A 13,224-nucleotide genomic window follows, 5' to 3' on the forward strand; every position below is an offset into this window, starting at 1 on the left:
TCCAAATTAGGTTTTAGAATATTAAATCAATTATTGAGTTATTGACATTATTAGTGTCAATAAATATTCATGTAGACATGACAAGTCCAATTGACCTTATGGGCGCGCCAGGATCGCCTTATACCCGCAAGATGTTGGCGCTTATGCGCTACCGGGGAATACCTTATCGTGTACACTGGACATCAGGGGAGGTGCCGAAAGGCTTTCCGAAGCCCAAGATTGGGTTGCTACCCACATATTTTCTACCCAGTAAAGAGGATGAACTGGAAGCTGTTACGGATTCTACGCCGATCATTCGCCGCTTTGAAAAGACCTATGACGGTCGGTCTGTTATTCCTGATAATCCTGTTCTTTCATTTCTAAACGAACTGATTGAAGATTATGGTGATGAATGGCTCACCAAGGCGATGTTTCATTATCGGTGGGCGCATGAGGCGGACTATAAAAATGCCGGGCCTCTACTGATTTATTGGGGGAGTTCGGTAATCGATGATGCAGCTGCGCAGGGCTTATCTGATCATTTTACGAAACGCCAGATTGACCGGCTCTATGTAGTTGGATCAAATGAAATAACGGCACCTATCATTGAGGCCGCTTATATTCGATTCATAGGCATTCTTGACAAACTGATTTCACAAAGAGGTTATGTGCTTGGCGGACGACCATCGGCAGCGGACTTTGCAATATTCGGGCAAATGACACAGCTCGGTATTATCGAGCCGACCTCTGCTAAAATAACGCGGGATATTTCGGCCCGTGTGCGGGCTTGGCTCGACCGCATGGAGGATTTGTCTGGACTGTCACCTAAGGATGAGGACTGGTTTGACGTCTCGAATATTAAAGAGGCTCTGGCGCCACTCTTATCCGAGATTGGCCGAACCTACACGCCTGTTATGCTGGCCAATGCCAACGCCGTCATGGCAGGTGAAAAGACGTTTGAAACAAGCGTCGACGGTGCGCCTTGGACGCAACCCACATTTAAATATCAAGCCAAGACGCTGGGTTGGATCCGAGAATCTTATTTCGATTTGAAATCGAAAGACCAAAAACACGTCGATGAAACCTTAAAGGGAACAGGCTGCGAAGCCTTATTCGAAACATGAAATTAAGATGGAAAGTTCTGACTGGCCTAGGCCTCGCGCTCATTGTTGTCGGGGCTTATGTCTATCAAAACCGTGTTGATATTATTCTCAATCGGGTTGCCAAACAGGGTAAGCCAGAGATTCGAGCAACCATTGACATTGATTGGGCGCAAGGTCCAACAACTGCGGCAAGGGGAGATCGTCCGCCCAATATTGTTTTTATTCTCGCGGATGATCTTGGCATAAATGACATCTCGACATTTGGTGGCGGCTTAGCCAGCGGCAAAATATCTACGCCTAATATTGACCGCCTCGCGAGCGAAGGCGCAATCTTTACGCAAGCCTATGCTGGTAATGCGACCTGCGCGCCGTCAAGGGCCATGCTGATGACTGGACGTTATCCGACACGGACAGGCTTTGAATATACACCGACACCGCCCGGCATGAGCCGCATGGTGACGATGATTTCCAATGACATGAAATCAAAGTCAGATAGTCCCATTGATAGGATGGTTTACACAAAGCCCGAAGGTGACGTGCCTGATTTTTACGGGCAAGGCCTGCCGAGTGAAGAAATTACCATTGCAGAGATCTTGAAAGAGACAGACTATCATACGGTTCATATCGGGAAATGGCATTTGGGATATGGCGAGCGCGGCGCGCATAATCAGGGCTTTGATGAGAGCCTGCATATGGACGATATGTATTACCTACCCAAAGAGGATCCCAATGTTGTCAATGCAGAGCTCGACTTTGATCCTATTGATAAATTCCTGTGGGCGCGCGGAGATTTTGCCAATAGTTTTAATGGCGGCGAAGGCTTCCGGCCCGGCGGATATTTGACGGATTACTGGACAGATGAAAGTCTGAAAGTCATTGAGGCGAATAAGAACCGCCCGTTCTTTTTATATCTGGCACATTGGGGTGTGCATACGCCGTTACAAGCGACCAAAGCCGATTATGATGCCATAAACGCAAGGGTGGGCGATGACGCGACGCACCGCATGAAAGTCTATGGCGGCATGCTGCGCGCGCTCGACCGCTCTGTGGGGCGGGTCATGGATAAACTCGAAGAAGAAGGCCTCTCGGAGAATACCATCATTGTCTTCTCCTCGGATAATGGCGGGGCGGGCTATATCGGCGTAGATGGTATCAACGCACCCTATCGCGGCTGGAAACTCACCATGTTTGAAGGTGGTATCAAAGCGCCCATGTTTGTGAAATGGCCCGCTCGTATTCAAGCGGGCACCAAAATTGACACGCCTGTTGCCCATATCGACCTTATGCCAACTCTGGCGGCGGCGGCAGGCGCAGAGTTGCCGAACGTACCCATCGATGGCCGTAATATGCTAAGCCTGATTGCTAATGATGGTGAGTTTACTCGCAAAGACGATGCACTCTATTGGCAGAGTGGTTATCTGCAAGTCGTGCGCGCTGGTGATTGGAAATTACAACATGAAGGCCGCAGGAATAAAAACTGGCTTTTTAACCTGGCCGATGATCCCATCGAGCAAAATAATCTGGCGGAGGCAAACCCAGAAAAACTCGCCGAACTCACCAAGCTATTAGAAAAACATCAAGCCGGACGCACACAATCCCTCTATCCCTATTCAATGGAAAGCCCGATCCAGATTGATAAGACACTGGCAGATGAGGCGAGTAAGGATGATGTGGTGGCCTGGTGGCCAAATTAGGTTTTCACTAGAACAGTTTTCGCCGTTTCCCGCGCGGCTTGGGTGTTTTATACTCAGGCGGAAGCTTACATATCCTTTCCATACGCGTGATGGATCCGTCAGCATATTCCCAGACCATTTGCTCGCCCTCGCCGTAACGCCGTACGACGACCGGACCCCATCCGAAAACATTGAATTCTAATTTTTCATCTCGCCATGTCATGCTGGCGGAGGTGCGCATGCAGTAGTCTTTGCCGCCTGCTATAAATTGCACGGAGCCTTCTGTGTCATTAGAATTTAGGCTGCCCGTCGCATTGGGGCCACCATCATGTATGATGCCAGAGGTCGTTATGACCGTGCGTGCTCCGCATTGCTCGACCCGTTCAATATGCCCGACCTTGCCCGAGACGGCTTTCCATAAACCCCGAATATCTTGCGCGCCGTCCACGAGCGGCTCTGTGCAGTCCGCGAGGATTGGCATTGGAAAATGTTCATAGGCACAGCCCGGTGTATTGCCTTTGGGAATGTCAGTCGCCATCAGGCCTGAGCCGTCAAGCTCGGGGAGGGCGCAGTAATCGACCTTACTACCATCCCCTGCCAGAACAGCTGGGTCAGTCATATTCGAGGGACGGGGAGAGCAATAGGCCAGCCAGAGCAAGCAGGCAGATAGAAGCAAGAAAAGCCCTATAATCCGTGTTCCCCATTTAAGCGTTTTCCTCATTATTGGTCTTTCGCAAGCCGCATCATTTCATGCGCGGTCACATGGCCGGAATTTTGGTTTTGCCCCGTCACGAAACGACCTTCATCATCGACCACAGTGTGCGTGGCGAATAAGTCTTTGGACGCGGTGCTAGCCTCAAATTTCGCGCCCGCTGCTCGCAAGGATTCTTCGGGATGAAGAGGCGTGAAATCAATTTTTAATTCCTTTATTTGCTTATCGGTCACGCCGGACATTTTGCGGCCTGCGATTAGAAGTCCCCCATCTTTATCTTTTGCGTTAATAAGCCCAAGAGGGCCGTGGCAGACCCCACCCATTACGGCGTCGCTCTCATAATAAGCTGTACTGATTTTCTCGGCTAAAACGTCAGATTGCCCCAAATCATAAGCGGCGCCCCATCCGCCTGCTAGAAAGATAACATCATACTGAGTGAAATCGATATTATCGATTTTCAAAGATTTTGTGACTTTGCTTTGAAAAACATTGTCTTTCCGCGAGCGCTTGTCGGCATCGGTAATAATCATGAAACGGTAAGACATAGGATCAATTGGGATGGCCCCGCCTTTGATGCTGGCTATATCGACGCTCATACCCGCATCTTGGAAATCGTAATAGGGAACAGAGAGTTCAGAGCCGAAAACGCCTGTTTTCTTACCCTTGGTTTCGCCGGGCTTGTTCAAGACTGCATGGCTGGTTGAGATGATTAAGGCGCGTTGACCCGAAAGGTCATACTTTGGTCCGTCATAGTCAGGATGAAGGCCTTGATCTTTTAAGATTGAAGGTAAGGCCGCAGCAAAAATAATCGCACCTAAAACCAGAACTCCTAATAAAATAAACAGTTTCTTTTTCATCACTAACCTTATCGTCTATATATTGACACTAAAAGTGTCATTATATACGAGTGCTGTCAAGAATTGGAGAGACATAAGTGCATTTAAAATCGATATTTTTGGTCGTTGCACTTTTGCTGTGCCCCGCAACCACTCAAGCGCAAGATGCGTCATCCCCAAATATCGTGATGATACTTGTTGATGACTCGGCGCTTATGGATTTCGGTGTTTATGGCGGAGAGGCGCAGACGCCCAATATTGACACATTGGCCGCGCGCGGAGCTATGTTTACGCAATACCGCACATCGCCGCTCTGTTCGCCGACGCGGGCCATGCTGATAACTGGACTTGATAATCACAAGACAGGCATTGCGACTATCCCAGAGGTTTTGCCAGCTGAGCAAGTGGGTAAACCCGGATATTCCATGGCGCTAGAGCCGAGCGTTCTGACGATTGCTGATCGTTTGCGGGATAAGGGCTACCGAACGCTGATGAGCGGGAAGTGGCATATGGGGGAAGAGGCAAATGAGATGCCGCAAAATCACGGCTTTGATCGCTCTTTTGCGCTAGCGGCCTCAGGGGCGGATAATTGGGAAGATAAATCCTATATCCCCTATTATGCTGATGCGCCGTGGTTTGAGGATGGCGTAGAAGCAAGCCTTCCCGAAGATTTTTATTCATCGAAATTCATCGTGGATAAGATGGTCTCTTATTTGGAAAAGACGGACTCCTCAAAGCCCTTTCTAGCCTATCTCCCATTCCAAGCCATTCATATTCCTGTTCAGGCACCGGCCGAATTTACTGCGAAATATAAAGGCCGATTTGATGAAGGCTGGCATGTGCTTCGCGCTAAGAGGCATAAACGGGCGCAAGAGCTTGGATTAGTTCCCAAGGGCGCACCCTTGGCACCCATGCCTGATGATGCGCGGGAATGGGATGATCTTAATTCTGAAACACGGGCGCTCTATGCGGCGCGGATGGAGGTCAATGCAGGTATGTTGGATGCGATGGATCACCATATTGGTCGGTTTGTGTCTTATCTGAAAGATAAGGACCAGTATGAGAATACGATTTTTGTAATCACCTCTGACAATGGTCCAGAACCTAATCGCGGTGACCATGATCGGCGCCTTGGACTGTGGATGAAGTTAAATGGTTACAATATTGACTTGGATAAAATAGGCGAAAAAGGGAGCTGGGGGTTTATCGGAACCGAATGGGCTCTAGCTGCGGCATCTCCTGGCTCGCTCTATAAATTTTACGCGACTGAAGGCGGCATACGTGCACCATTAATTATGGCAGGGCCGGGAATAGAGCCAAGCCGCATTCATTCCCCAGCCATGGTCACGGATGTCACGCCGACCTTAATGGACATGATCGGCTTAGACCCCGCGGTTCAGGGTTATATTCCCATGACGGGGCGTAGCTTGCTGCCGGTTCTTAATGGCGAAATACAAAGCGTATATTCGGATGACGATATTCGCGCGATCGAGGTGTCGGGTAATTCGGCACTTTATAAAGGTGACTATAAAATCCTGCGCAGTATTCTACCTGTCGGCGACGGAAAATGGCGCTTATTCAATTTAGCCAAAGATCCCGGAGAAACCCATGATCTCAGCGCGAAAGAGCCTGAGAAGTTACAAGAAATGCTGGCCCATTATGATGACTACGCCGCCGAAATGGGTGTGCTCGACATGCCGGAAAGCTATGATTCAACAAAGCAAATCGGAAAAAACGCCGTGAAACGGATGCGCGCACGTCATGGGAAAATCATTGTGTTAATCGGATTTCTCGGTCTTGTGGGTGTGTTGAGTTTAGTTGGAATAGTTCGAAGAAAGAGAAGAAAAGCGGAAGCCGAAGTTTAATCACTCTATCCCATCTAAAACTGACTGAACCATAAAAGTCATAACCATTTTGACTTTTGAGATTGATAATTTCCGGTCTTCACGCAAGCGCCGCATGGTCGAAAAGCTCATAGACGCATCAAGTGCCAACAGAACGTTTTCATAATTGTCGAGATCTTTTGGAAGGATTGCTTTGATGCCGGATATTTCTAGATTGCGAGAGCGCTGGTAGTCGTCCATCAAAACTTGGGACTTGAAACGTCCGATTTCTCCGGCCGTGTGAGGTACGCGAATACGCTCCCAAATCATCACATTCCGTTCCATCAGTTCCAACAGTTGGTCTTTCCAATGATTTGCCTTTAAAGGCGTCATGAATTCAGGAGTCACTTCATCATAAATCAGCGCCATCAACTCCCGCAGAAGCGTATCAAGATCCTCAAAATGCCGGAAGACTGAACGAAGTCCAACGCCTGCATGCTTTGCAATAGCCGCCGCGCTCGGCTTCATGTCGCCATTAAGCATCAGCTCCCAACAAGCCTTCAGAATTTTGTCTCGCGAACGTTGACTGCGCTGCCGACGTCCATCTGATTGTGAGGCAGCTCGCGGCTTATTTTCGTCCTTGACCACGACTAGTTTCGGTTTTTTACTCATAGGCCATGTTCGTAAATGATAGCCTCACTGTCAACGGGGAGACGGACAATCGTGCCGTCCTCAGAAACCGTAATCTTACCCTCAAACTCGTCCGAAGCACCGCGCACAAACATTGGAATCAATGCGTCACTCGGGAGCATCGGTACAATGTGGTAAAGAACAAGGTTGGTAGCGCCAGCTTGCTTCGCTGTCTTTGCTGCGTCCACCGGTGAGGTGTGATAGTCTTGAATATCGTATAGGATTTTCTCAAGTCCTTTTGCGCCATTAGCTTTAGCCGCCATTTGCATGGTTTTGACCATCTCCATGTTCAGCGCTTCGTGAAACAAGACATCCACATCTTTGGATGCAACCGCAATGTTGGGATCATAGGCCGTGTCGCCTGAGATGGCGATGGAGCGGCCCTTATAATCAATACGATAGCCAAAAGCCGGAGAGACGGGTTCGTGTGTGACTTCGAATGCTGTGATTTTGACGCCGTTTTTGTTGTATACGACCTGGGAACCGCCAGATAAATTAATTTCGCGGGCAGTTGCACCAAATGATGCGGGATTAGCAACTTTGGTGCCATGATGAGCCGTGCGGTATGTACTATCGATTTGGTAAGCCATGTTAAAGCCTTCGACGACTTGAGCCGTACCCATTGGTCCAGAGACTTTTGTTGGTTTGCTTCGCCTGCTATTAATCCATGTACCAAGAAGCATTTGTCCCAGACCGTCCAAATGATCAGAATGAAGATGCGTCAAATAAATTTCTTCCACGCGCCCAGTCGGGAAACCCATAGGTCCAAGATTTTGTGAACCATTGGTTCCAGCGTCAATGATGAAAGCCTGTTTGCCAGCTAATACCCCTATACAAGGTCCGCTGCGTTTAGAGTCAGCTAGTGGAGAGCCAGCCCCGCACATATAAATATGGAGTCCATCCGCGAGATCGGCTGTTCTATCAACACCGACATTAGCCGTGACCATTCTTGTGAAACCTCGCTCAACCATTTTTGGAACCAGAACCTGACGTCCGATGAGGAGTAAAGCCAGTAAAGCGAGCGCAAATATAGTAAGCTTCTTCATGATTAAGCCTCTTCTTTTGATAATTTTAAGGCGGTCAGCAACATAGCAACGAGGACAGCCTCGATGATAATGGGCTGCAGAGTCGTCTCGCCAATGCCCGTTGAGGTGATTTCAAAGAGACGGCCTAGAAGCGTCAGGCCCAGAAGTGAAATTGACACCCAGAGGAGTTTTGATTTTCCTTTGAATAAAGCCAAGGCTGCTGCCCCTGCGCCCGTAAAGAACATGGCTCCAAAATCACCAGAAATGGTTCCTCTGCCTGCTGCATTATCGGCTGATACACCTAAAATCCCGCCAATAATGTCAGGTGATAGAAAGGCGAGGCTCCCCATGAGTATACAAAAGAGCATGGGTATAAATATCAGTATTTTTCTAAGCATTAGCTTTCCCCTTATGATTTTATTTGTTTTTGCAGCGCATGTTCAATAACCCAAAGCCGGTCTTGGCCCCAAGTTATGGTCTCGCCAACCCGAAAGCTCGGTACGCCCCAGACGCCGCGCTCCATCATTTCCAGGCGGTTGGCTTCGGCTTCGGCGCGCCAGTCATCATTTCCCAAGATGTCTTTCGCTTCGTTCCAGTTTAGGCCTGCACGTTCAACAATTTTTTGAATACCAGATTTTGCGCCTGCATCGATGCCCTCGGCCCAAACCGCTTTTAGCCACCCTTGGACATAATCATATTCGCGACTGTGTTCACGTGCCCAAGGCAATAGAGAGTAGCCTAGCTCAACAGGCCTTCCAACCGGGTCAAGAACTCTGCCAAAGTCAACACCGTTCCTGCGCGCTTCGCGAGCCGTGTCCAGCGGTATGTATTTTTTCTTGGCTTTTGGGACGGGAAGGCCACGCATAACCATGGGGAGGACAAATCTGATTTTCAGGTCTGCGCCATAGGCGTCTGCGAGTGATTTTACGCGGTCTCGAACAATCGCTGAATAAGGCGACCTAAAGGATAGGTACCAATGAAGGTCGGCATTTGTGCGGCCCAATCCGGAGGGGCTCTGCGGCGGGGCGTAAATTAAATCTCTCCCGTTGCCGCCATGACGCAACCCCATATCCATGAGTCGCTCCTCAAGATAATGCAGACGATCAAGTCCCCAATACCATTCGCCCCCATAATATAGCGTACCGCCAAGATAGTGGCCGAGCTTTTCCCGCCTTGCATAAGCCACAGATGTATTTGATGCAGGGGCGCGTTCTTCGATTTTAAAATCAATGCCTGCCTTTTTAGCCAGACGCATGGCATCCATCTTTGAATACTCCGTGAGCTTTTCTCGTTCGGGGGCTGCTGCGGCATCGGGCGGGCTCACCAGATGGGTCAAGAGGTTGATTTTATAGCACTCGGTAAATTTCGGCAGAACTTTATGGAGAAGCTGTGAGTAGGGGTCAGAGGGATCATGGAAAAATTCCACAATGTGGTCTTCGCTTGCCTCGATACGCGCGCGCTCAAATCGTGCCCGTTTTTTGTCACGTGTCTTTTCGCTCAGCATTTTGGCGGCTATGCGCGGAATTATGAGGGATTTTACAGACATGTACTGGTTCTACTGAAAATGTTCTCTGTAAAGATACTAATTTCTTAAAATCCCCTTGATTTTACAATTATGACATTGATAGTGTCATATTATAGCAACTGGGACAGGTAAAGCGAATAATGGGTCAGGACTTCATATTATATGGCATGCAGGCCTCGCTCTATACAGGCAAGGCACGGGCCTATATGCGGCGTAACCGTATTCCGGTGACCGAACGCGGGGCCGGGCATCCAGAATATATGACGCGGATATTCCCGCATATGGACCGCTTTATTATGCCGGTCATTGAAACACCTGAAGGCGACATCATACAAGACGGAACAGATATTCTTGATTATCTGGAGGGGAAAGGATTGGGGCACGAACCGCTCTACCCTGAAGACCCGATTGTTAAAGCCATATCTTTCTTATTTGAGCTATTTGGTAATGAGGGGCTTCTTCGTCCCGCCATGCATTATCGCTGGAATTTTGATGAAGAAAATCTGGATTTTCTTAAAGTTAGTTTCCGCGATGTGATGCCTTTGGAAATGGGCGTAAAGGGCAATGATATAGGGTTTGAAAATGCCTCTGGACGTATGCGTAAGGCTGCAATGGCCTTTGGCGTTTTTGACACCACTTATGACTTGATTGAGAAGAGCTATGCCGAGTTTCTAAAACTCTATAGCGCACATTTGAAGGGGAGTTTCTTCCTGCTTGGCGATCGACCAACCATTGGGGATTATGGTCTGTTTAATCCGCTTTATGCGCATTTGTCCCGCGATCCCAAACCCGCCTTTCTAATGAAAACCACGGCGCCACTGATCTGGAACTGGGTTGAACGTATGAACCGTCCAGAAGTCACTGAAGAGCACACATTGGACAATCCACAAGCAGGATTATACGGCGGAGATGACATTCCAGAAACGCTCAAAGCCTTGATGACGTATGTGGGTGAAGAATATTCTGCAGAATACTCGTCTCATGTTGACTATACAGAGCAGTGGTTGGCAAAACAGGGCAAAAACCCCGAAAAAGTTAAAGCACCCTTGGGACGCGGTATTGGCTTTGCCGAGTTTAAATGGCGGGGTGAGTTCATTTCCTCAGTCGTCATGCCGTACCGCTTTTATTTGGCGCAGCGACTATGGGATCATTTTGACAGCTGCTCAGACAAACACAAAAAAGCTATCAGCACATTATTTACCGAGACGGGGCTCACAGCGTTCTTGGATAAACGCCTAAGCCGCCGAGTCTTGCGCCAAGACTATCACGAGGTTTGGAGTGACTAATCATGGAGTTTAAGCGGACATCGGATAGCTGTTTTGGCAATCTTGCTGACTGTCCCTTTGCGCCCAACTACGTAGAGGTGGATGACCAAGAGGGCGGCAAGCTTCGTATGCATTATGTGGATGAGGGGCCCAAAGACGGTCAGTTGGTTGTGATGATCCATGGCAACCCGACCTGGTCTTATATGTGGCGCAAGCTCATTCCGGTTCTGGCGGGTAAAGGCTACCGTGCTATCGCCATAGACCTTATAGGCTCTGGCCGCTCCGACAAGCCGACAAAAATGACCGACTACACGATCGGTCGGCATGAGGCTTGGGTGAAGCAGGCAGTGTTTGAAGAAATAGGTGTCAAAGATGCGCATTTCATTTTGCATGATTGGGGGGGGAACATCGGCCTGCGCGCCATTGCTGATAATCAGGATAAAGTCAGCTCAATCATTATGTCCAATACAGGTCTGGCGAACAGGGACCCTAATAAACTCATCAAGAAAATGTCCCGAAAAGGCGCGGGATTAATGAGGGCCTTTCAGCTCTGGATCCGTGTGAATAAGGGATGGAAGTTTTGGAAGACGATTTCAAAGATTACACTGTCCGAGATGCCGCAGGCAGACATTGATAGTTACGCTGCGCCTTATCCGGACAAGTCTTATCTGACCGGACTTCGCAAATTTACGCAGATGCTGCCAACTCGAAATGATAATCCTATTTTGACAGAAAATTGGCAGGCTCTTCAAAAACTCAAAGATTTCGAAAAGCCTTTTTTGAACCTTTTTTCAGATAAGGATCAAATTGCGCCGAGAGGGTATAAGTCGGTCCGGCCTGCTATTCCGGGAACACGAGATTATGACCCCATAATCCTCAAAGGCGGGTCGCATTTCCTGCTTGAAGATATTCCAGAAGACTATGCACGCGAGGTCATCAAGTTTTACGAAAGCCTAAAAGCATGACCTCTCAATACCGAATGACCCGTTTCCGTACGGCTGAAACAGGCAATGATATTTTTGAGTTAACCCATGATGATCCGCCGCCCGTTCAGGATGGAGAAGTTTTAGTGCGCTTTGACTGGATTTCCATTGACCCGGCGATGAGCGGATGGACGACCAATAAACGTAGCTATATGCCGCCCGTTCAGCCGGGGAAAATCATGAGAGCGTTTGGTATTGGCGAAGTCATGGAGACTAAATTTGAGGGTCTTGCGCCTGGTGATTGGGTGACGGGGTTTACCGGAATGCAAACCGAAGGTGTGCTGAGGGGCAAACATCTTCGGAAAGTGGATGTCAGCCTTGCGCCGCCCAATCATTATCTCTCAGGTCTCGGTATGACCGGCTATACGGGATATTTCGGTATGATGGATATAGGCCAACCAAAGCCGGGTAAAACGGTCGTGGTTTCAGCGGCAGCAGGCGCGGTCGGAACGATTGCAGCGCAGGTCGCAAAAATGGCGGGCGCGCGGGTTATCGGCATTGCGGGCGGGCCCATTAAATGTGCATTTTTGAAAGAAGAACTGCTGCTGGATGGCGCGATTGATTATAAAAGTGAAAACGTCGGTGAAGGCCTGGCGCGGGAATGCCCAGACGGGATAGATATCTACTTCGATAATGTTGGCGGCGAAATTCTCGATGCTGCGCTCGCACGCATTAATTACAAAGGCACGATTGTGGTCTGCGGCGCGATTTCCCAATATGCGGACTGGCATAGCCAGCAAGGCCCTAAAAACTACATGCAGTTGATCGCGCAAAGCGCAAAAATGCAGGGCTTCACCATGAAGGATTATATGCACCGCATCCCCGAGGCCGTGGCTGCACTGAGCGCCGCTCAGAAGAAAGGGGAACTCATTTTCCGTGAACATGTTGTTGATGGGATTGAAAGCTTTCCGCAGGCGTTTGAAATGCTGTTTAACGGCGGCAATCAAGGTAAATTACTCATAAAGGTGCGGTGATGAATTGGTATATTTGGATAGTTGCAGCGCTTGCTTATTTGGTATTTGCCGCGTGGTATTTTAACTGGAAGGGGCCGTTGGGGCCTGATGAAGTTACTCGGCTTGTTGCTCAGATGGAGAAAAATTCGAGCCAATCTCCTACGGACCCGGATATAATACGAAAGTTTCTCGAAACGGATGACGGTAAAGAATTTGTCATGCTAAATCTCGTGCGCTTGCATACGGGGGAAGTCGCCCATCCAGAAACAGGCCAGATGACGACGTCACCTGAAATTCTCCAAGGTTATTTTGGGCCATTTTCCAAAGCCTTATTTCGTAAGGCGGGACACCCCGTTTTTATGGGCCGAAAAAAAGGCGGCTATATTGATAGTTGGAATTCCGCTGCCGATGAGGACTTCCAAGTCGTCGGAGCTATGCGTTACCGAAGCCGCCGAGATTTGATGACTCTGGTGTCTGATCCGCGTTTCAGTGACAGCCATAAATTCAAACTTGCCGCCATAGATGGAACAATTTCGTTTCCCATGCAGCTCCGCATGAGCGCCTATTTGCGTCCCAAAATTTGGGTGCCTCTTTTGCTGCTTCTATTGGCTTCTTTGGGACAGAATTTTCTAATTTTATTTGAACTAAGGAAATAGC

Annotated in this window: 13 protein-coding genes; 7 read left to right on the top strand and 6 right to left on the bottom strand. The window is 48.9% G+C overall.

The genetic code is table 11. From position 1 onward, the window contains the following. The first annotated feature begins 77 nt into the window (after positions 1-77). Together F569_RS0106390 and F569_RS0106395 are read left to right on the top strand one after the other, a co-directional pair. A complete protein-coding gene (locus F569_RS0106390; protein WP_034387949.1) occupies positions 78-1,103 on the top strand; it encodes a glutathione S-transferase family protein in 1,026 nt (341 codons plus the stop codon). Further along, positions 1,100-2,776 carry a sulfatase gene (locus tag F569_RS0106395; RefSeq protein WP_026941520.1) on the top strand — a complete coding sequence of 559 codons (1,677 nt, stop codon included), beginning with the start codon at positions 1,100-1,102 and terminating at the stop codon, positions 2,774-2,776. The genes F569_RS0106390 and F569_RS0106395 overlap by 4 nt, the downstream gene beginning before the upstream one ends. Positions 2,777-2,783: 7 nt before the next feature. Here the strand turns inward: F569_RS0106395 and F569_RS0106400 are convergent, their stop codons facing one another. Next, a complete protein-coding gene (locus F569_RS0106400) occupies positions 2,784-3,476 on the bottom strand; it encodes a hypothetical protein (protein ID WP_026941521.1) in 693 nt (230 codons plus the stop codon). Then, a complete protein-coding gene (locus tag F569_RS0106405) occupies positions 3,476-4,324 on the bottom strand; it encodes a type 1 glutamine amidotransferase domain-containing protein (RefSeq protein ID WP_026941522.1) in 849 nt (282 codons plus the stop codon). The genes F569_RS0106400 and F569_RS0106405 overlap by 1 nt, the downstream gene beginning before the upstream one ends. A gap of 77 nt (positions 4,325-4,401) precedes the next feature. Between F569_RS0106405 and F569_RS0106410 the strand changes: the two genes are divergently transcribed. Continuing rightward, complete coding sequence (locus F569_RS0106410) at positions 4,402-6,168, top strand: arylsulfatase (protein ID WP_026941523.1); 1,767 nt, start codon at positions 4,402-4,404, stop codon at positions 6,166-6,168. Here the strand turns inward: F569_RS0106410 and F569_RS0106415 are convergent, their stop codons facing one another. From F569_RS0106415 to F569_RS0106430, 4 genes are read right to left on the bottom strand one after another with little or no spacing between them, the layout of a single operon-like run. Further along, the gene (locus F569_RS0106415) at positions 6,169-6,798 is read right to left on the bottom strand and encodes a TetR/AcrR family transcriptional regulator (RefSeq protein ID WP_026941524.1); all 630 of its coding nucleotides are present in this window, start codon (positions 6,796-6,798) and stop codon (positions 6,169-6,171) included. Beyond that, the gene (locus F569_RS0106420; RefSeq protein WP_026941525.1) at positions 6,795-7,862 is read right to left on the bottom strand and encodes an MBL fold metallo-hydrolase; all 1,068 of its coding nucleotides are present in this window, start codon (positions 7,860-7,862) and stop codon (positions 6,795-6,797) included. Before F569_RS0106420 ends, F569_RS0106415 begins: the two co-directional genes overlap by 4 nt. 2 nt (positions 7,863-7,864) lie before the next feature. After that, positions 7,865-8,239, bottom strand: a complete 375-nt coding sequence (locus tag F569_RS0106425; RefSeq protein ID WP_026941526.1) for a hypothetical protein — start codon at positions 8,237-8,239, stop codon at positions 7,865-7,867. An 11-nt stretch (positions 8,240-8,250) separates the two neighbouring features. Next, a complete protein-coding gene (locus F569_RS0106430) occupies positions 8,251-9,387 on the bottom strand; it encodes a DsbA family protein (protein WP_026941527.1) in 1,137 nt (378 codons plus the stop codon). Positions 9,388-9,506: 119 nt separating this feature from the next. Here F569_RS0106430 and F569_RS0106435 point away from each other — a divergent pair, with 119 nt between their 5' ends. The 4 genes from F569_RS0106435 to F569_RS0106450 are packed head-to-tail and all read left to right on the top strand — an operon-like array spanning position 9,507 to position 13,223. After that, positions 9,507-10,652 (top strand): glutathione S-transferase family protein, encoded by a 1,146-nt coding sequence (locus F569_RS0106435; protein ID WP_026941528.1) that lies wholly within the window; start codon positions 9,507-9,509, stop codon positions 10,650-10,652. A 2-nt stretch (positions 10,653-10,654) separates the two neighbouring features. Further along, a complete protein-coding gene (locus F569_RS0106440; RefSeq protein WP_026941529.1) occupies positions 10,655-11,596 on the top strand; it encodes a haloalkane dehalogenase in 942 nt (313 codons plus the stop codon). Continuing rightward, positions 11,593-12,588, top strand: a complete 996-nt coding sequence (locus F569_RS0106445) for an NADP-dependent oxidoreductase (RefSeq protein WP_051279485.1) — start codon at positions 11,593-11,595, stop codon at positions 12,586-12,588. The genes F569_RS0106440 and F569_RS0106445 overlap by 4 nt, the downstream gene beginning before the upstream one ends. Then, on the top strand, positions 12,588-13,223 hold the full coding sequence (locus tag F569_RS0106450; RefSeq protein ID WP_026941531.1) for a hypothetical protein: 636 nt from the start codon (positions 12,588-12,590) through the stop codon (positions 13,221-13,223). Before F569_RS0106445 ends, F569_RS0106450 begins: the two co-directional genes overlap by 1 nt. Position 13,224 lies beyond the last annotated feature (1 nt).

The sequence above is a fragment of the Hellea balneolensis DSM 19091 genome (assembly GCF_000428525.1).
In the GTDB taxonomy this organism is placed as follows: domain Bacteria; phylum Pseudomonadota; class Alphaproteobacteria; order Caulobacterales; family Maricaulaceae; genus Hellea; species Hellea balneolensis.